14 protein-coding genes and 1 pseudogene are annotated in these 18,802 nt (G+C 61.6%); 1 reads left to right on the top strand and 14 read right to left on the bottom strand.

All coding sequences use genetic code 11. The features are described from left to right. The 12 genes and pseudogenes from RXV88_RS06915 to RXV88_RS06860 all read right to left on the bottom strand — a co-directional run bounded on the left by RXV88_RS06915 (position 1) and on the right by RXV88_RS06860 (position 13,119). Positions 1-1,833, bottom strand: a complete 1,833-nt coding sequence (locus tag RXV88_RS06915; protein WP_316291440.1) for a calcium-binding protein — start codon at positions 1,831-1,833, stop codon at positions 1-3. 376 nt (positions 1,834-2,209) lie between these two features. After that, positions 2,210-2,329 (bottom strand): annotated as a pseudogene (locus RXV88_RS06910) (IS6 family transposase); the annotation flags it as partial. A gap of 120 nt (positions 2,330-2,449) precedes the next feature. Further along, on the bottom strand, positions 2,450-4,792 hold the full coding sequence (locus RXV88_RS06905) for an SGNH/GDSL hydrolase family protein (RefSeq protein ID WP_316291438.1): 2,343 nt from the start codon (positions 4,790-4,792) through the stop codon (positions 2,450-2,452). Positions 4,793-5,161: 369 nt separating this feature from the next. Continuing rightward, a complete protein-coding gene (locus RXV88_RS06900; RefSeq protein WP_316291436.1) occupies positions 5,162-5,971 on the bottom strand; it encodes an aspartate dehydrogenase in 810 nt (269 codons plus the stop codon). A gap of 179 nt (positions 5,972-6,150) precedes the next feature. Beyond that, positions 6,151-7,107: a Gfo/Idh/MocA family oxidoreductase gene (locus tag RXV88_RS06895; RefSeq protein ID WP_316291435.1), complete on the bottom strand. Its 957-nt coding sequence runs from the start codon at positions 7,105-7,107 to the stop codon at positions 6,151-6,153. 259 nt (positions 7,108-7,366) lie between these two features. Further along, positions 7,367-7,579 carry a helix-turn-helix transcriptional regulator gene (locus RXV88_RS06890; RefSeq protein ID WP_316291433.1) on the bottom strand — a complete coding sequence of 71 codons (213 nt, stop codon included), beginning with the start codon at positions 7,577-7,579 and terminating at the stop codon, positions 7,367-7,369. Between the two features lie 43 nt (positions 7,580-7,622). Continuing rightward, positions 7,623-8,645 carry an integrase family protein gene (locus RXV88_RS06885; protein ID WP_316291432.1) on the bottom strand — a complete coding sequence of 341 codons (1,023 nt, stop codon included), beginning with the start codon at positions 8,643-8,645 and terminating at the stop codon, positions 7,623-7,625. Positions 8,646-8,973: 328 nt separating this feature from the next. Next, positions 8,974-9,444: a cyanase gene (cynS, locus tag RXV88_RS06880; protein ID WP_316291430.1), complete on the bottom strand. Its 471-nt coding sequence runs from the start codon at positions 9,442-9,444 to the stop codon at positions 8,974-8,976. Positions 9,445-9,481: 37 nt separating this feature from the next. After that, on the bottom strand, positions 9,482-9,961 hold the full coding sequence (locus tag RXV88_RS06875; RefSeq protein WP_316291429.1) for a nuclear transport factor 2 family protein: 480 nt from the start codon (positions 9,959-9,961) through the stop codon (positions 9,482-9,484). A gap of 12 nt (positions 9,962-9,973) precedes the next feature. Beyond that, positions 9,974-10,882, bottom strand: coding sequence for an ABC transporter ATP-binding protein (locus RXV88_RS06870; protein ID WP_316291428.1), 909 nt, complete (start codon positions 10,880-10,882; stop codon positions 9,974-9,976). 11 nt (positions 10,883-10,893) lie between these two features. After that, positions 10,894-11,730, bottom strand: coding sequence for a nitrate ABC transporter permease (ntrB, locus tag RXV88_RS06865; protein ID WP_316291426.1), 837 nt, complete (start codon positions 11,728-11,730; stop codon positions 10,894-10,896). Between the two features lie 3 nt (positions 11,731-11,733). Continuing rightward, a complete protein-coding gene (locus RXV88_RS06860; RefSeq protein ID WP_316291424.1) occupies positions 11,734-13,119 on the bottom strand; it encodes a CmpA/NrtA family ABC transporter substrate-binding protein in 1,386 nt (461 codons plus the stop codon). 205 nt (positions 13,120-13,324) lie between these two features. Here RXV88_RS06860 and RXV88_RS06855 point away from each other — a divergent pair, with 205 nt between their 5' ends. After that, entirely contained in the window at positions 13,325-15,184 is a 1,860-nt protein-coding gene (locus tag RXV88_RS06855) for a sigma 54-interacting transcriptional regulator (protein ID WP_316291423.1), read from the top strand. Between the two features lie 6 nt (positions 15,185-15,190). Here RXV88_RS06855 and gyrB read toward each other — a convergent pair whose 3' ends face one another. Continuing rightward, entirely contained in the window at positions 15,191-17,608 is a 2,418-nt protein-coding gene (gene gyrB / locus RXV88_RS06850; RefSeq protein ID WP_316291422.1) for a DNA topoisomerase (ATP-hydrolyzing) subunit B, read from the bottom strand. A gap of 82 nt (positions 17,609-17,690) precedes the next feature. Next, positions 17,691-18,788, bottom strand: a complete 1,098-nt coding sequence (gene recF, locus RXV88_RS06845; RefSeq protein ID WP_316291421.1) for a DNA replication/repair protein RecF — start codon at positions 18,786-18,788, stop codon at positions 17,691-17,693. Between the last annotated feature and the right edge of the window lie 14 nt (positions 18,789-18,802).

Below are 18,802 nucleotides of genomic sequence, written 5' to 3'. Positions count from 1 at the left end.
TCAGATGAAGCTGAAATCCGCGGCTGTGAGGTCCGCAGCACTAACCCCCTGCACCAGGACAAGATGCCCGCCGACGTTCATCTGCGCGCCGCCCGCGACGTCGGTGATGTTGAGCGCGTCGACATAACCCTGGAGACCGTTGCCGCCGTTCGAGATGTTGGCCTCGCCGGTTTCGGGATTGACGATGCGGATCAGGAAACTGTCTTCGCCGTCGGTGAAGTCGTTGATCCGGTCGTCGTCGCCGTCCTTGAAGAAGTTGAAAACGAAGACATCCGCGCCCGATCCGCCGGTCATGATGTCGTCGCCGTCGCCGCCATTTATCGTATCGTTGCCCGCGCCGCCCGAGATCTGGTCGTCGCGTCCACCTCCCGCGAGGAAGTCGTCTCCCCCGCGGCCGAAGATCACATCGTTGGCCTCGCCGCCGCCGACGCTGTCGTCGCCAATTCCTGCGTCGATGCTGTCCTGGCCCGACCCGCCGCCCAGATCGTCGTCGCCGCCATTGCCCTGAATCGTGTCGGCACCGAAAGAACCGCCCATCGTGTCGGAGCCGTCACCGCCGATCATCAGGTCGTTGCCCGGCCCTCCGTTGACCACATCGTTTCCCGCGCCGCCATCGACCGTGTCGTCATTCTGGCCTCCGCCCATGAAGTCGTTGCCGACACCGCCGCCCATGTCGTCATTGCCGGGTCCGCCGCCCATAAGGTCGTTGCCCTCGCCGCCCGAAACCTCGTCGTCACCCGCGCCCGCGCCGATGTTGTCGTCGCCCCCCGCGCCCTCGAGAGTATCGTCGCCCTCGAGCCCGAAGATGCTGTCCGGACCCTCGCCGCCGACGATGCTGTCAGAGCCTTCGAGACCGACGAGCAACTCGCCTTGCGGTTCAACCGCAAAGCTTGTGTCTAGGAACTGGATTTCTTCGATATCCTGGAGCTCGTCGGTTCCTTGTGAGGATTCGATCGTGACCGCACTGCCCTCCACGGTGATCGTAGCATCGGCTTCGTTCACGTTGATCACCGCGATGTCATAGCCATCACCGCCGCGGATGCGGTTGTCGCCCTCACCACCGATCAAAGTATCGTCGCCGCCCTCGCCGCGCAGCTGCGTCCACTCGTTCACGCCCGTAGCGTCCATCAAGTCGCCCATCTCTGTGCCGTGAATACTTTCAATTCCAGTGAAGACGTCCGTGTTGCCCAGAGTGTCGATGACCGTGCCCACGTCCCAGTCGACCACAATGCCGCTGCCCGGATCCTCCGTCCAGTTCGCTTCTTTCTCGTAATGCAGCTGGTCAAAGCCAGCGCCGCCATGCACCGTGTCGACGCCCCCAAGCGGCGCGAAGCCTTGGTAGCGGTCCTCGTTCGAGCCGATGATCAGGTCGCCGTCCTGGCTCCCCTCGACGAAATTGACATAGGAAAAGGTGTCGTCGACCTGGCCTGCGTCGCCGCTCACGGCGGTCCCGGTGCCCTCTTCGCCCACGGTTATCGTGAGCCCTCCCACGCCCGAGACGTCGCCGTAGCTCAACGTCGCGCCCTCGCCGCCGGTGGCCGCACCAGTGGCCCACAGTCCGGCATGACCAAGCATCGTGTCGCTGCCCAGACCCGGCCGCAGTACGTCGCCGATGCTCTGGCTTTCCGCCGTCCCTCCCGAGGCATCAAGGGTGTCGTCTCCATCGCCACCTTCCAGCCGGTCGCGTCCGTCACCGCCATCCAGGCTGTCGTTGCCACCGAACCCCTTCAATGTGTCGTTGCCACCGCCACCCACGAGTGTGTTGTTGCCGCCGTCCCCTTCGATCAACTCGGGATCAGGAGTGTTGAAGCGGAATATGGGTGAAACGTTCATAGATATCTCCAGTCTCGAACAACCGTTTTCGAAAGAAGATGACACGTCCTTTCAGCGACCCGGAGCGCCGTCGAACCTGCCTTTCCCTTCTTTGTATCCAGAAAAGGTTAACAAGGTGCAGCCGTTCCGAAAAGCCGGCAACTGGCGCTGTCACGTTTACTTGCCATGTCCGTTACGGCCTTCGTGTATTGGCTGGTGTCATGTGTGGACGTATATGGACCCCGCCTTATTGCAACGGTCTGTTTGGTCTGGTTCAGGATCACGATTGCTGACGTATATCCGGCTTCTTTGAGCGGCCCAAGGTGCTGTCAGACGGACTCGAACCATCTTGGCTTGGAAAGTGATGCTGCCCATTATTCTGCACAAAGTTGGCGCACTCGGCGAGAGCGGCGGATCGGTTCCGCAACGAAAGCGGAAATCTGACGTGCAGCATAACCGCAAGTCGGATCGCTTCGCGGCTGGTTCGAAAGTGCCGGAAAGGGTCGGGAGTCCTCATGGCGAGAAGCTACGTTCCCCCAATGACCTGCTCAAGCCCTTCGCCTTGACACCACCGCAGGCACTACTCGGGACACGCCGAGCCCGGCCAGACAGACGGATATCAAAGAGACGCACGAGGTCAGATCACACCCCAGAGCTGGCCATCGTCATACCTTGCCCAAAGGTCTTCTGCGAGGCTCAGGTCATTGATCGGGCTATCCAAATCCTCCGGCAGCCCGTTATGCAAGATGATATTTTCGATTCCCACTGTGGTGAGTGTTGATCCGTCTTCGAAAGACAGCTCAACCGAGTTGGTCGATGCCGTCTGTACAACGCCGGCCATTTCAGAGAGGAATACAAGCAAAGTGTCCTCGCCCGCGCCACCCTGGTAGAAATCCGTGGCAGCGCCACTGCCGCCTCGCAGTTCTTCTTCGAAATAGATGAAGATGTCGTCGCCACGATTTCCATATGCTGTATCGTTGCCCAGGTCGCCGATCAAAATGTCAGGATCGGCACCACCGGCCAGCGTATCGTTACCGGAGCTGCCGGTCAGAAAATCGCTGCCGTCGCCCCCCTGAAGATTGTCACCGCCTTTCCCGCCGATCAGCAAATCCGACCCTTCGTCGCCGCGAAGCGAATCGTTACCCGTTCCGCCAAGCGCCACGTCGTTGCCCGCGCCAAGATTGGCCACGTCTGCGCCATCGCGGGCAATCACGAAATCATCGGCGCCAGTCAGATCAAAAACATTGGCGCTGGTCGATCCAAGCGTTTCGTCCCGTGCAACCGTCAGGTTGGAGAAGACCGCCAGCATGTCGTGCATGGCGCCCGAGGGGTGGATCTCGTCGAAGAACAGGATCTGCTCTGGACGGTATTGAGCGGCCGAGGCGTTGACCTCGAAGACGGGTTCGATGACACCCGGCGAGGTTTCAACCCAACGCGGATCGCCGGAATACCCATAAAGGTACGGCCCCCGGGCCAGAAACCCGTAGGTTGCCATATCGACCATCAGCTCTTTCGACATGGTGTCCAACCGCACCAGCTGCACGTCGACACCGGCCACCAACAACGACCGCTCGGCGTCGTCAATCTCGTTGTTGACCGCGTCGATCAGGTCGCGGGCGACCGGCTCTTCGTAGAAGGCCAAATCGTCGAACCCGACGAAGAACTCCGCCACGGGAAGCCGGTACAATGCGATCGTGTCGACCCCCGCGCCGAGCAGCCGAAGCACCTGGGTTTCGATCTCGTTACCGATATCCCGCGCGAATTCGTCCACGCCGCCCAAAAGAATGTTCAGGAGACTCGTGTCGAATTCGCCAAGATCGTTTGCGCCGATGTTCAAAATGGCCAGCGTGCCCGGCTCCACAATGCCGCTAGTGTCCGCGAGATACCTGTCGACCTGCGCAGCGAGATTGATATCGAACTCTCCATAGGCCGCCAGCGCCGCATCGGTGTCCTCGACGATAGAGAATGGCGCTGTGCCGCCCTCATAGGTCGCATAGCTGAGGTTGGAATAGTCCTGAATATACCCGGCCCCAAACCGCGACCCCAGCGCCTGCGCGCCACCGAAGGCATAATTCTCGTAGTTGGCATCCAACGACAAAAGGCGCGCCAAGGTGTCCGCGTATACCGTGCCGTCTGTGAAGGCCCGGGTGTCGTAGGTGCGCACGCTGCCACCGCCATCGTATTGAAACGGAACAGAGTAGATCGGTTCACCATTGTCGTCCCTGAGCAGGAATTCCGCCGCGAGCGCATTGAAATTGCCATTGTCGCTCAGGCTGTCGCCGAAAATCACGATCCGGTTGTACGGCGCTCCTGCGTCCTCATCGACATCCGCAACGGTGATGTCGATGGTCTGCGTGGCAGTGTTGCCAGCCGCATCGGTGATCGCTACCGTAATCCGGTAGACGTTATCCTGATTGGCATCGCCGGGAACCTCATAATCCGGCGAGCTGCCAAAGCTGACCGTGCCGGTCACCGGGTCGATCACGAACAGCGCGTCGTCATCAGCCCCGACCAACGTCCACGTTCCGGCCTCGTCGGCCTGAAAATCGGATACGGCGGTCTGGTTCTCGTCGACAGTGATGGCGGTCACGCCCTCGATTGTCGGCGGCGTCGTGTCCTCGACGACATCCAGAACGGTTACCGCAAGCGCCTGCGAAGTTGAATTGCCAGCCGGATCGGTAATTTGAACGGTGACCTCGTAAACGCCATCGCCGTCAGCATCCTGAGGGGCTTCATAATCCGGCGCCGTCCTGAACGTTATCACACCGTCTGCGCCGATATCCAAAAGAGCGGCATCCAAACCCGCGACCGACCAGGCGGCCGTTCCATCATCGGTATCGAAATCAGCAACGTCAGTCTGATTTTCCTCGACCGAGATCGTAGTTGGTCCTTCGAGAGATGGCGGTGTCTTGTCCCGCTTCGGGCCACCATTTCCGTTGCCGTTCCCGCCCCCACCGGGTTTGTCGTTCTTAGGCGGCATGATCGTGACCCCGCGCGTCCAAATCAGAAATTCATAGAAAATGTGCAGTCGGCGATTTGCTTGCCATCATGGTCGCCCGATCCGGCCTACCGAGCAAGAATTTTGTGCCGGCGCCTCCAAAACGACTCATCCCGGAAAAGGAAGTGATCTGCCCCCATCGGGTGGTCCGGGTTGATTTTTGGTGCATCGTGGGCTTCTGGCCGGGGGTGTCATTCGTAGACGGCTCCGGTTTTGCAGGGGTTTCCTTGAGCAATCTTGATCGAAGCAGGTTGCGGTCATTGTCCGACATTTGTGCGCGGTACGTCTGACCGCTGCCCTTGATGAAGTCCGCGTGTGGTGGCCAAGACTGCATGGCCTGCCGCGAGCCCCTCAGACGACCACGGAATGCCTGACGCGATTGATTTCTCTGAGGAGGCTGTAGACCGTCGCCACCGAGGTCTTCGCGTTTGCAGCCGAGGCCGCGTTGTCGATCCTCACGGAAAACCGGCACAAAGGTGACTCCACTTCGAACGCGTGGCTGTTCTTCGCGGCGGTGGGGTCTGCCACCAGTTCGACAAGCGTCGCTTCAAAGCCCGCCCCTGCCAGCGCTAGGGTTGCAGCGACGTTGGCGTTTTTGGGGTAATTGAGCGCGGCGTTTCGCGCGCTGCCCTTAAAGAAAACCGTTGGTTCGGCCAGTGCTTCTAGGTCGAGCGCCGCCTCGGCAGGGGTTCCCATCCATGCACCGGGCGGCTTGGTTCCTTGGTAGGTAACGGAGAGATCGCCAGCAGGCTTCAGAGCGGCCAGGAGATCTATCCCGCCAATGGCCCCGGAAGGCAGGATTAGCTTGGCCGATCCAGCCTCGGCGGCTTGCCTCAGGCCGGCTGCCAGGGCATCGTCCGCAAGCGCCCCGATGGAAACCACGACCGTCGAAATGCCTGCCCCGAGAAGACGGGGGACAATATCCGCCACCGCGCCTGCGCCCGCGCATTCCGCAACCAGGTCGGGCTTGGCATCGACCAAATCGTCCGCAAACGTCACCACATCGCAGACGCTGGCGGCAGGGGTCTTTTCAAGCAAATCGGCCGCGTCTTCACGATGCGCCTCGCGCACCAGAACCGTCAGACGTTTGACGGGCTCTTGCTCCAGAAGCTGGAGCAGAGTTTTCGCGATGTTTCCAAAACCAATGATCCCGAGGTGCATCCGGGCCTCCTGTCGTCAGTGTATTGACCCGTCCACACACAAATTTGCACTGGGCGGCAGACGCCAGTGATTCACCCGCACGTCCATCGCTCCGACAGGGCGATCTCCGCGTTCGGAGCCGGCTGAGCGCTTGCGAGGAAGGCCAATCGCCCCGCTCGGAACAATGACAACAAAGCCAATCAAGTCGCCAGCATCGTTTCGACCAAGCGTTGGACGCGCAGCGCTTCTTGCGGGGTTGCCAGCGGGTGGGATTGACCCGCAATACACAAGAGCATTGCGTCAAGCTGTGCCCGCAGGCTCGAAGCGCGGGGATCCGCCGGACGCTCGGTGATCTCCGTGAACGGGCCACCGTCCGAGACAGCGTCTACATAAAAATCCGAAATCCGACGGCTGGCAGCGCTGCCTTTGATCGTGAGTTCCTGCCGGTCTGGTTGGGCACCGCCGACCGATGCGAGTATGCTGACCGGAAGGCCTGCGGCGCTTTCCAGACGCGCCAGCAGGTGCGTTTCGCACAAGGAAGCGTCGGACGGAAAGGAAGGGTACGCGAAGCGCACTGAAAGCGGCCCGAAAATCCGTTCCGAGAAAAACAGGAAATGCGAAAGCACTTCGCGGGTCATTCCGCCCTCGGCGCGAAAACGCAGCCAATCTGCGTCGACCTGCCAGGCGCGCGGCCAGGCGGCATAGGTCACGACGATATCTGCGCCGATCAGATCCCCCAACGCGCCGCTCTTCGAGGCCTGCGCGACACCAGTCAATGCCGCGCCCGCAGCCTGGGTAAAGTTGACAGCCGCGGGCACGCCGCTTTTTTCGATCATCGCGACCATCGCTTCGGAAGCGGCAAGATCCACGCCCAAGGGTTTTTCGATGAACAGCGCCTTTCCGGCGGCTGCGGCTTCCAACGTGTATGCGCGGCGCGGCACCGGCGGACAGGCAAGATAGACCAGATCCGCGGTTTCGATCGCCGCAGAGGCACTTTCGACAATCACCGCCTCGGGGGCCAAAGACTCCGCTGTTGCGCAGGCTGTCGGGTCCGGGTCCCAAAGAGCGGAAAGGGCAAAGCCCTCATGAGCTTGCATCTGTATCAGCATCCGGCGCCCCATGATGCCCAGGCCGATGATCGCTGTTCTGACTGTCATGCTCTGTCTCCTTTCCCGAGAAGGGTCTTGCCCCTCATTATGTGAACGCCCTTGCGCAAGAGTGCATTTGGTCCACTCGGAGGCGCTGATACTGTTCGTCGAATTTGCCATGCACTGGTCGCCATTTCCAAAGCATACGTTTGGAAGGCATGTGGAGTTGGAGTTCCCCCTGGTCGTGGACGGATAAGGGCCGCGAGCTGAAGTAGGGTGACCGAGTTGTGCACACCCGGCCACCCATGCTCCCACACGGGGAGTGTCGTCAGGTCGTTTCTCGGCGGTCCAGCCGTTCCTGAAGCCAGTTCAGTACTTCGTCTTCGACCCATCCCACCCTGTTGGGGCCGAGATAAACCCGCTTAGGGAATTTCCCGGCCTTTTCGAGGCGTGCGATGTGTTGCGGCGAATACAGAACCAACTCCTTTAGCTCGCGCTTTGACAAGATCCTCATCACGATCTCTCCATGATTGAAGAGCATCGCGATGCTCGGGTTTCGACAAGTTTCCCGAGAAGCTTCTAGCCTATGCGGTCGCAAGACCTCCGTCACGTGCAAAGTCAGCCACCACCTTCCGAACGTGGCGTTCGTATCGGTTGAGCGCATCGCGCATCTCGTCAAGATACGTATACCGATTGTATATGGCAGCGACGCCGCTGACCTGCGAGCGATGATCAATGATGTGCTCGGTGATATGAAGCGGTACTCCGAGACGCGCCATGGTCGTCGAGAAATACCGACGAAAGTCGTGAAGCACCCAATCAGTTACTCCAGTTTCCTTGTCCAACTTCGCCTTTGACTTTGACCAACTGTTGAACGCAAAGGGAGTATCGGGAAGATACTCACCAAAGCCCGTGATCGGAATCGTATGTGCCTTGTTCCCCTTCATTACAATAGCGGGGAAAACCAGTTCGTCGTTTCGAACCCACTTCGGCTCGAAGCGCCAGATTTGGTTGCGCCTTTGGCCGGTGAGGATGAGTAACTTCACGATGCTCGAGAACGGCTGCTGTTCATAGTGCCAGACGGCACCGATTTCTTCATCGGTGAGCAATCGGTCACGTTCTTCAAACCGCACCTTCCGCCTCAGGAATGGATTACGATCATAGTACCCGTGATCAATGGCCCAGTTGAACATCGCCTTCAGCGCTTTAACCTGATTGGGATCGCGGATGTTGGTGGAGATCTGATCGACTTTGCAGTCTTTGAGGCCCCTGAGGGCATAAAAGTAACGCTCCACCGTGCTGGAACGTAGTCGTGTTTTGCAGTCTTCCAAAAAGTTAGCTCGAAGCTCGCTCAAGCGCATCGAATTTGACAATTTTGGCGGCTCAGAAAGGAACTGACGTGCCGCTTGTCTGGCGTCTTTCAAGCACAGGTCCGGCCACTTCCCCAACGTCTTCAAACGTCGTCCTTCACCATACATGACGAAAAATGCTTTGGAACGTACCGTGCAGCGGATACCGAAACCAGGAAGTGCCGCATCCATGTGTTTGATACTACCTGACGGTGGATGGGCCAGCTTGCGGATTGAGAGCTCGGTTAGGGTTGGCATGAAAATTGTCTCGTTTTTGTCTCGGAAATGACGTCCGCTTGGAGGGGTATCTATGTGCATCTATATCTTATCATAGATTTTAAATCATTGAAATTTCTAAATTTTGTTCTGAAGTGTTCTACAGTGAAAAAGTAGAGCACTGTCTTCGGGAGGCAGGGGCCGGAGGTTCGAATCCTCTCACTCCGACCAGGTATCCTTCAAATGATCCAGCATATCTGGGCCGCTGTTGGTCTGCGGAACCCGGGCCCGTGTCGGCGGACATGAGAACGGCCCGTCCGAGGTGATCGGACGGGCCGCCGTTGGGTCAAAGGCTGTTGCAGCCGGGGTCTTACCAGCTGTTGTAGCCGAGATACTTGCCCGACATCTCGATCTTGACGCGGTCGCCCTTTTCGTGCGGCACGCGGGTGATCTGCATGTCGAAGTCGATGGCGGACATGATGCCATCGCCGAATTTCTCGTGGATCAGCGCCTTGATCGTGGGGCCGTAGACGCCGACGATCTCATAAAGGCGGTAGATGCAGGGGTCGGTCGGAACGGTCTGTTCCCAGACCTTCGTGGGGCTTTCGGCCAGCACGCCGGCGGCTTCCTGCGGCAGGCCCATGACCTGGACCAGCGCCTCGGCCTTGTCCGCGGGCATGGCGTTCATGCCCATGCAGGCGGAATGGGTCCAGACCGGGGACATGCCGATCTTTTCCGCGATCTCTTCCCACCCCAGGCCGGCCTGTTTCTTGGCCGACAGGATCATCGCCGTCACGTCTTCCTTGGTCATCATCTGGGGCACCTCGTATGTGTCTTTCATTTCTGTTGTCCTCCTTGGTCTTGTCGTTCGGGGGGCGTCAGAGCCCAAGCTCTGTCAGCCCCGGGTGATCGTCCGGGCGTCGGCCCTGCGGCCATAGAAACAGCCGCTCCTCCTCTGCGATCGGGACGTCATTGATGGAGGCATGCCGGACGGCCATGTGGCCACTTTCGGCAAACTCCCAGTTTTCGTTGCCGTGGGCGCGGAACCACTGGCCGGTCTCGTCGTGCCACTCGTAGCAAAAGCGCACCGCGATCCGGTTGGCCTCGTGCGCCCAGATCTCCTTGATCAGGCGATAGCCGTTCTCGCTGGCCCATTTGCGGGTCAGAAAGGCCTCGACCTCTTCGCGCCCGTTGAGAAACTCGGACCGGTTGCGCCAGGCCGTGTCCGGCGTGTAGGCCAGCGCGACCCGTGCGGGATCGCGGCTGTTCCAGGCATCCTCGGCCATCCGGACCTTCTGCACGGCCTCATCGAACGTGAAGGGCGGCAGAGGCGGTCGGGGTTTGTCCTGCGGACTCATCGCTGCGCGCCCTCAATCGTTGACGGCGCGCAGCCGCGGCTCTTTCGGTTCGTCGTCGACCTGCGCCGGTGCGGTCTTGTCGATGCGCACGGTCTCGGGGCTTTGCGGTTCGCCGCCCGAGGATTGCCCGGCCATTTCCTTGGAGCGCTGGCCCAGGAACTGCACCAGATGGTTGCGGATCGCATAATAGTTGGGATGCTCGACGATCTCGGTGCGGTTGCGCGGGCGGGGGATCGTGATCTCGACCGATTCCGCCACGCGGGCGAAGGGCCCGTTGGTCATCAGCAGAATGCGATCGGCGAGCAGGATCGCCTCGTCGATGTCATGGGTGATCATGAACACCGTCTGCTCGGTCCCGCCCCAGATCTTCAATAGCTCATCCTGGATCGTGCCCCGGGTCAGCGCGTCGAGCGCGCCGAAGGGTTCGTCCAGCAGCAAAAGCTTGGGGTGGTTGGCGAAGGCCCGCGCGATGGACACGCGCTGGCGCATCCCGCCCGACAGCTGGCTGGGCTTGCGGTGCACCACGTCACCCTCGAGCCCGACCATGGCCAGATATTCGCGTGCGTGTTCCTCGACCTTGGCCTTGGACCAGCCGGGCTCGCGCGCCTTGACGCCGAAGATGACGTTCTTGAGCGCCGACAGCCACGGCAGCAGCGAATAGTTCTGGAACACGACACCCCGGTCGAGCGACGGGCCCGACACCTCGTACCCGTCCATCTTGACCACGCCGGACGTGGGCTCTGCCAGCCCGGCGAGGATGTTCATGATCGTCGACTTGCCGCAGCCGGAATGCCCGAGGATGCAGACGAATTCGCCCTTTTCGATCCCGAAGGTGGCGTCTTCGAACACGGTCAAGGTGCCACCCTGGCCATCCGGGAATTGCTGCGTCAGACGTTCGACGCTGAGAAACGGTTTGGACATGGGTCTGCTCCTTATTCTGCGTATGCGACGGCGCGCTGGAGAAAGCCAAAGGCCGCATCCAGGATCATGCCGACGACGCCGATCATGAGGATCGAGAAGATTACGGAGGTCAGATCGAGATTGTTCCACTCGTTCCAGACGTAGTAGCCGATCCCCGTGCCCCCGACGAGCATCTCGGCCGCGACGATCACCAGCCAGGCGATCCCGATCGAGATCCGCATCCCCGTGATGATGGTGGGCGCGGCGGCGGGCAGGATGACTGTGAAGGCGGTCTTCAGCGGCCCCAGTTCATGGGTGCGGGCGACGTTGACCCAATCCTCGCGGACCCCGGCCACGCCAAAGGCGGTATTCAGCAGCATGGGCCAGATCGAGCATATGAAGATCACGAAGATCGCCGAGGCCTCGGAATCCTGGATGATGAACAGCGCCAGCGGCATCCACGCCAGCGGCGAGATCGGGCGCAGCACCTGGATGAACGGGTTGAACGCCTTGTAGGCGACCTGGCTCATCCCGATCAGGAACCCCAGAGGGATCGCGACCAGCGCGGCCATGATATAGCCCGACAGCACCCGGTAGATCGAATAGCCGATCTGAATGCCGATGCCCTTGTCGTTGGGCCCGGCGTCATAGAACGGGTCGCTGAGCTGCTCCCACGCCTTGGCGATCACCTGGCTTGGGGGCGGCACGCCGGCCTTAGGCGCACCGCCGCCGGTCAGGCGTTCATATTCCGTCAGCTCTCCGGCGGCTTTCTGGGCGGGAATGGCGGCCTCCCAGATCAGGAGGCCGACCACCAGCATGACAATCGACAGGATCGCCGCGCGCTGGTTTACCGAAAGGTTGTCCAACATGGATCAACCCTTTCCGATGGCGAAGCTTTTGACATAGGCCTCGGGCTGCGCAGGATCGAAGGTCTTGCCCATGATCGTGTGCGACTTGTAGGTCACGTCGGGCGCGTCATAGCCCAGATCGTTCATGACCTTCTTGGCGTCGGCGGCCAGGTAGACCTGCTCGGCCACAGCCCTGTAGTCGATGTCGTTCTCGATATAGCCCCAGCGCTTCATCTGGGTCAGGATCCAGACGCCCATCGAGTGCCAGGGGAACGGGTCGAAGTCGATCCGGTCGGGCACGCGCTGCACCTCGCCCAGCCCGTCCGCATAGGTGCCGGTCAGAACCTGCTCGATCACCGGGACCGGTTGGTTGAGATAGTTGGTCGGCGCGATGGCGGCGCTGATTTCCTTGCGGTTGTCGGGGTTCGAGGCGTATTGCGTCGCGTCGATGATCGACTTCAGCAGCGCGCCATAGGTGTTGGGCAGCTCTTCGGCAAAGCTGAGCGGCGCGGCGAAGGCGCAGCAGGGGTGACCCTCCCAGATGTCCTTGGTCAGCGTGTGGATAAAGCCGATGCCTTCCCAGACCGCGCGCTGGTTGAACGGGTCGGGCGACAGATAACCGTCGAGGTTGCCGGCGCGCAGGTTGGCGACCATCTCGGGCGGCGGAACCACGCGGATCTGGATGTCGACATCCGGGTCGAGCCCGAATTCGGCGACGTAGTAGCGCAGCAGGAAATTGTGCATCGAGTATTCGAACGGCACGCCGAAGGTGAAACCCTTCCACTGCTTGGGGTCGCGCTTGTCCAGATGCTCGTTCGACAGAACGATGGCCTGGCCGTTGATGTTTTCCACGGCGGGCATGATGTAGGGCTCTGCGACCGACCCGGCGCCCAGCGTCATCGCCAGCGGCATGGGCGTCAGCATGTGGCTGGCGTCGTATTCGCCCGACAGCGACTTGTCGCGGGCCACGGCCCAACCTGCGGTCTTGATGACCTGCGCGTTCAGGCCGTAACGCTCATAAAAGCCCATCGGCTGCGCCATGATGATCGGCGTGGCGCAGGTGATCGGGACGAAGCCGATGTTCAGATCGGTCTTTTCCGGGGCACCGAGGTTGTCAAGGATCGCGGCCTTGGCCTGATCCATCGGAAAGACCGACGCCAGCGCAGCGGCCACGGTGCCACCGCCAAGCATCCCCATAAAGGACCGGCGGCCGATGTCGCTGTGTCCGAAGACCGAGCGCACGACGGCGCTTTCGACCGCCCGCTCGAGCATCTCATCGGAGGACATCTGCGTTTCCGCCGCATGGCTTTTGTCAGCGGACACACCCGAACAGCTGTCGCATCCGCACTCTGCGCCGTGGCGCAGATCGGTCTTGTCGGAAAACGGGTTTCCCAAGCTCTTGATAGTCATGTTTCTTCCCCTCTCGGTCTTTGCCAAGCCAGAATGAGGGGAGACGGCGGGTTTAGGAATGCGTGCGCATAAAATTTGAGCAAAGCTTTATTTGGTATATTTTTCATATATTTAATACTTGTTAGCGCAGAACGAGAATTATGATTTTTCGTAACTTACGAAATTTCGTTAGCCTATGCTGCGGCGCAGCGGTTAATGTGACCTCATGCTGGACAGGATCACCGCCCCCGATTCCCTTTTGGTCGCGCTGCCGCAGGCCGCGCTGCTGCTGGACACCGCCGACGACCGGATCGTCACCATGAACGACGAGGCCGCACAGCTGTTCGGCATCGACCCAGAGGACCCGCCGCGGTTTTCCGCGCTGCTGGGAAAGGCGCTGCCCGATTTCGTCGTCTTCGTCGAGGAAATCGACCACCGTGGCACCGGCTGGACCCGGGGCGTCGCGATGCGCGACGGCGCCGGCGAGCCGCTGAAGCTCGAGATCAGCGGCCGTCCGGTGCCCGATCAGACCGGTCTTTTGGTGCTGACCTTTCTCGACCTCGACGCGCTCGACCGCCGCACGCGGCTGGCCGAGGCCTCGGATCTGCAGCGCGCCGGGCTGACCGAATGGAAGCGCGCGGAAAGCTTCTTTGCCGAACTCGAACGCCAGAACCAGCTGATCCTGAACGCAGCCGGCGAGGGCATCTACGGCGTCAACGCCGAGGGCAAGACCACCTTCGTCAACCGCGCCGCGCAGGAAATGCTGGGCTGGACGACCGAGGATCTGCTGGGCCGCGACATCCATTCGATGATCCACCACCACCATCTGAGCGGCGAGATCTACCCGTCGCACGATTGCCCGATCTACCGGTCCTTCCGCTTCGAGCAGGTCAACCGCATCGAGAACGAGGTGTTCTGGCGCAAGGACGGCAAGCCGATCCAGGTCGAATATGTGTCGACCCCGATCTACGATCAAAAGGTGCTGGCCGGGGCCGTGGTGATCTTTCGCGACATCACCGAGCGCAAGGAAAGCGAGCGCAAGCTGCGCGAGGCGATGGAGCAGGTCGCCGATCTGCGCGACCGGCTGGAACAGGAAAACGCCTATCTGCAGGAACAGATCACATCCGAACGCGCGCATCACGACATCATCGGGTCCAGCCCGTCGATCCGGCAGGTTCTGGCCAAGATCGACCTGGTGGCGCAGACCGAGGCGACGGTCCTGATTTCCGGCGAAACCGGCACCGGCAAGGCGCTGGTGGCGACGGCCATTCACAACGAAAGCCCGCGCCGCCGCCGTCCGCTGATCCATTTCAAATGCAGCTCGGTGTCGCCCGATGCGATCGAGGCCGAGCTTTTCGGCCAGATGCGGGGGGCTTTTCAGGGCGCTTTGCGCGACAAGCCCGGCAAGCTGGAACTGGCGCATGGCGGCACGCTGTTTCTCGACGATGTCGAGGAACTGCCGCTGGACCAGCAGGGGCGGCTTTTGAACGCGCTTCAGACCCGCGAGGTGACGCGGCTGGGCGACACCCGCGCGCGCCATATCGACATCCGCGTGATCGCCGCCTCGACCACCAATCTGGAACGCGCGGTCAGCGCGGGGCAGATGCGGGACGACCTCTATCTGGCGCTCAACGTCTTTCCGATCCTTTGCCACCCGCTGCGCGAACGGCACGAGGACATTCCCGAACTGACGGCGCATATGCTCGACATGGCCTGCAAACGCCTGAACCGACGCAAGCCGATCATCACCGAAGGCGTCATGCAGCGGCTGCTGGCCTATTCCTGGCCCGGCAACGTGCGCGAATTGCGCAACGTGATCGAGCGCGCGGCAATCGTATCACAAAGTGGCAAGCTGATCGTCGAGATCGGCGAGTCGCGACCCGAGGCCCTGTCAAGCAACCCCAACGTCAAGACAGAGGCCGAGATTCAGCAAGAGATCCGTGCCAACCTGATCGCCTGCCTGAAAGACACGCACGGCCGCGTCTCGGGCCCCGGCGGCGCCGCGGAATTGCTGGGCGTGCCGACGACGACCTTTTATTCGCGGCTTAAAAAACATCGCATCGGCCCTGCCGACTGGCAGGGCTGACCGCGATCAGAAATCGAGATTCTCGACGCTCAGCGCGTTTTGCTGGATGAACTCGCGGCGCGGTTCGACCACGTCGCCCATCAGCTTGGTAAACAGATCGTCCGCCTCGGTCATGTCGTCGATGTCCACCCGCAGCAGGGTCCGCGCGTTGGGGTCCAGCGTGGTTTCCCAAAGCTGGCCCGGGTTCATCTCGCCCAGTCCCTTGTAGCGCTGCAGCGACAGGCCCTTTTCGCCCTCTTCCAGAATGGCCTCCAGCAGGTCGAGCGGCCCGTGGATCAACTGGCTGCGGTCGCGGCGTTCCAGCGTGGCAGGCAGATTATAGACCGCCTGAAGGCTTTGCGTGAAACTGCCGGTTTTGCGCGCCTCGCCCGAGCGGAGCATGGGGCCGTCCAGCGTGCGCACCTCTTCGACGCCGCGCAGGATCCGTGCCAGACGGATGCCGCGATCCTGAGTGATGCGCCCGGTCCAGCCGCGCTCGTATTCCAGCGCGATCTGATCCAGCCGCTCGGCCACCTTGTCGGCCACGCCTTGCAGGTCCGCATCCACCGCGCCCGGAACGAAGGCCCCGGCAATCGCCGCCTGTTCCAAGATGTGACGGGGGTAGTGCGTCGGGAACGCGTCCAGCACGCGTTTCAGCTGGCGCGCCTCGTCGACGACGCGGGCCAGATCCTGGCCGATGATCTCTTCGCCGTTGCCCTGCTTCAGCCGCGCGCCCTCGATCCCTTGCTGGATCAGGTAATCGTCCATCGCGGCCTGGTCTTTTAGATAGACCTCGGACTTGCCCCGGCTGACTTTGTAAAGCGGCGGCTGCGCGATGTAGAGATGGCCGTTCTCGATCAGCTCGGGCATCTGCCGGTAGAAGAACGTCAGCAAGAGCGTCCGGATATGCGCGCCGTCGACGTCGGCGTCGGTCATGATGATGATCTTGTGATAGCGCAGCTTGGCGATGTTGAATTCATCCCGACCGATCCCGGTGCCCAGCGCCATCACCAGGTTTCCGATTTCCTGGCTGGCGAGCATCCGGTCGAAGCGCGCCCGCTCGACGTTCAGGATCTTGCCCTTGAGCGGCAGAATGGCCTGGGTGCTGCGGTCGCGCCCGGTCTGGGCCGAACCGCCGGCGCTGTCGCCCTCGACCAGGAAAAGCTCGGTCTTTGAGGGGTCCTTGTTGGAACAATCCTTGAGCTTGCTGGCCAGGAAATTGATGTCCATCGGGTTCTTGCGCCGGGTCAGCTCGCGCGCCTTGCGGGCGGCCTCGCGGGCCAGCGCGGCCTCGATGATCTTGCCGACGATGACCTTGGCCTCGTTCGGGTTCTCTTCGAACCACTCGGCCAGCTTTTCGTTCATCAGGCTTTCGACCGCCGGTCGCACCTCGGAGGAAACCAGCTTGTCCTTGGTCTGGCTCGAGAATTTCGGATCGGGCACCTTGACCGACAGCACGCAGGTCAGCCCCTCGCGCGCATCGTCGCCGGTAAAGCTGACCTTCTCCTTCTTCGCGATGCCGCTCGACTGGGCGTAGCTGTTGATCGTGCGGGTCAACGCGCCGCGAAAGCCCGCCATATGCGTGCCGCCGTCGCGCTGCGGGATGTTGTTGGTAAAGGGCAGGACGGTTTCGTGATAGCTGTCATTCCACCACATGGCGATTTCCACACCGATCCCGTCACGCTCGCCGATCATGTAGATCGGCTCGGGCATGACCGGCTGCTTGGACCGGTCGAGGTATTTGACGAATTCGCGCACGCCGCCTTCGAAGAACAGCTCGGTCTTCAGCGGCTCGGCGGGGCGTTCGTCCACGAGAATGATGCGCACGCCGGAGTTCAGGAACGCGAGCTCGCGCAGGCGCTTTTCCAGCGTGTGGAAGTCGAAATCTAGGTTGCTGAACGTGCCGGTCGAGGCGAGAAACCGCACCTCGGTGCCCTGCTCGCCGTCCGCATCGCCAACCTCGCGCAGGTGTTCGACGGTGTCGCCATGGCTGAACTTGCAGTAATATTCCTTGCCGTTGCGCCAGATGCGCAGTTCCAGCCAGACCGAAAGTGCGTTCACCACCGACACGCCGACGCCGTGCAGACCGCCCGACACCTTATAGCTGTTCTGGTCGAATTTTCCGCCGGCGTGCAGCTGGGTCATGATGACCTCGGCCGCCGAAACGCCCTCTTCCTCGTGGATGTCGACCGGAATGCCCCGCCCGTTGTCGCGCACGGACACCGAATTGTCGGCATGGATTTTCACCCGAACAAAGTCGGCATGACCGGCCAGCGCCTCGTCGATGCCGTTGTCCACGACCTCGTAGACCATGTGGTGCAGACCCGACCCGTCATCGGTGTCGCCGATATACATGCCGGGGCGCTTGCGCACTGCCTCCAAGCCCTTGAGAACCTTGATGGAATCTGCGCCGTATTCTTCGGGTTTGCCTGCGGGATCGGACATGCCGTCATCCTTTGTCATTTTGACTGTGTTTATAGGCATTTCGGCAGGGGATGTCACGCAAATGGCACAAGATTTGGGGGGCCTACGCCCGCATATGCACCACTGACTGTCCGGCCTCCTCGGTCACCTCGATCCGCTGCGCGCGCGCGCCCAGATCCTCGAACAATTCCGGCCCCGTACCCGTCATCCAGGCCTGCGCCCCCAACGCGCAGATCTCGTCGTAAAGCGCGGCGCGGCGGCCTGCGTCCAGATGTGCTGCGACCTCATCGAGCAGCAGGATCGGCGCGCTGCCGATATCCGCCGCCAGGGCCCGGGCATTGGCCAGGATCAGCGAAATCAAGAGCGCCTTCTGCTCACCGGTCGAGCAATCGGCTGCAGGCACCCCCTTGGCGGCAAAGACGCCATGGATGTCGGACCGGTGCGGGCCCACCAGCGTGCGCCCGGCAGCCAAATCGCGGAACCGGCTTTCCTGCAAGGCCTCGCGCAGATCGGCCTCGGATTCGGGCATCGTGCCCTCGGTCTGCACCAGATCGAGCTCGGCACTGGGAAACTGCGTCTCCGCCCCTTCCTGTGCCTGGGCGAGCCGCTCCAGCGCGGCGCTCCGGTTGGCGTGCAGCACCGCCCCGGCGCGCGCCATCTGCGCCTCCAGCGCGGCATACCAATGCGCGTCGCGCACCTGGTCCTTCAGCAGCCGGTTCCGCTCGCGCATGGCCTTCTCGTAATCCAGCGCCGCCTGAGCGTGATCGGGAAAAAACGACAGGGTCATCCGGTCCAGAAACCTCCGCCGCCCCTCGGCTCCCTCGATCCAGAGCCGGTCCATCGACGGGATCAGCCACAGCACCCGCGCGATCCGCCCCAGCGCCGTCTGCGACGCCGCCTTGCCGTCGATCTGAACGCTCCGCGCCGCACCGCCCTCGGACTGAAAGGCCACCTCGTGCACGCCGTCCGCCCCATGCACCTCGCCGGTGATCTTCCACCCCAGCGCCTCGGGCCGGCGCGTCATTTCGGCCGCCGACGCCCGACGCAGCCCCCGGCCAGGCGAAAACAGCGACACTGCCTCGATGAGGTTGGTCTTGCCTGCGCCGTTCGGGCCATAGATCGCCACCGGCCGCGCATCCACCGCGACCCGCGCCCGCAGATGCGAGCGGAAATGCGACAGGGTCAGGTGCGACAGGTACAATGGCGCCCTCCCCC

It is taken from the genome of Aestuariicoccus sp. MJ-SS9, from assembly GCF_032586235.1.
Lineage (GTDB): Bacteria > Pseudomonadota > Alphaproteobacteria > Rhodobacterales > Rhodobacteraceae > Aestuariicoccus.
The sequence above is the reverse complement of the archived record's forward strand: the minus strand, read 5'-3'. Positions and strand labels throughout refer to the sequence as shown.

Excerpts from the sequence above, each read along its gene's own strand:
- RXV88_RS06915 (WP_316291440.1), bottom strand. The coding sequence starts at position 1,833 with ATGAACGTTTCACCCATATTCCGCTTCAACACTCCTGATCCCGAGTTG.
- RXV88_RS06905 (WP_316291438.1), bottom strand. The coding sequence starts at position 4,792 with ATGCCGCCTAAGAACGACAAACCCGGTGGGGGCGGGAACGGCAACGGA.
- RXV88_RS06900 (WP_316291436.1), bottom strand. The coding sequence starts at position 5,971 with ATGCACCTCGGGATCATTGGTTTTGGAAACATCGCGAAAACTCTGCTC.
- RXV88_RS06895 (WP_316291435.1), bottom strand. The coding sequence starts at position 7,107 with ATGACAGTCAGAACAGCGATCATCGGCCTGGGCATCATGGGGCGCCGG.
- RXV88_RS06890 (WP_316291433.1), bottom strand. The coding sequence starts at position 7,579 with ATGCTCTTCAATCATGGAGAGATCGTGATGAGGATCTTGTCAAAGCGC.
- RXV88_RS06885 (WP_316291432.1), bottom strand. The coding sequence starts at position 8,645 with ATGCCAACCCTAACCGAGCTCTCAATCCGCAAGCTGGCCCATCCACCG.
- cynS (WP_316291430.1), bottom strand. The coding sequence starts at position 9,444 with ATGAAAGACACATACGAGGTGCCCCAGATGATGACCAAGGAAGACGTG.
- RXV88_RS06875 (WP_316291429.1), bottom strand. The coding sequence starts at position 9,961 with ATGAGTCCGCAGGACAAACCCCGACCGCCTCTGCCGCCCTTCACGTTC.
- RXV88_RS06870 (WP_316291428.1), bottom strand. The coding sequence starts at position 10,882 with ATGTCCAAACCGTTTCTCAGCGTCGAACGTCTGACGCAGCAATTCCCG.
- ntrB (WP_316291426.1), bottom strand. The coding sequence starts at position 11,730 with ATGTTGGACAACCTTTCGGTAAACCAGCGCGCGGCGATCCTGTCGATT.
- RXV88_RS06860 (WP_316291424.1), bottom strand. The coding sequence starts at position 13,119 with ATGACTATCAAGAGCTTGGGAAACCCGTTTTCCGACAAGACCGATCTG.
- RXV88_RS06855 (WP_316291423.1), top strand. The coding sequence starts at position 13,325 with ATGCTGGACAGGATCACCGCCCCCGATTCCCTTTTGGTCGCGCTGCCG.
- gyrB (WP_316291422.1), bottom strand. The coding sequence starts at position 17,608 with ATGTCCGATCCCGCAGGCAAACCCGAAGAATACGGCGCAGATTCCATC.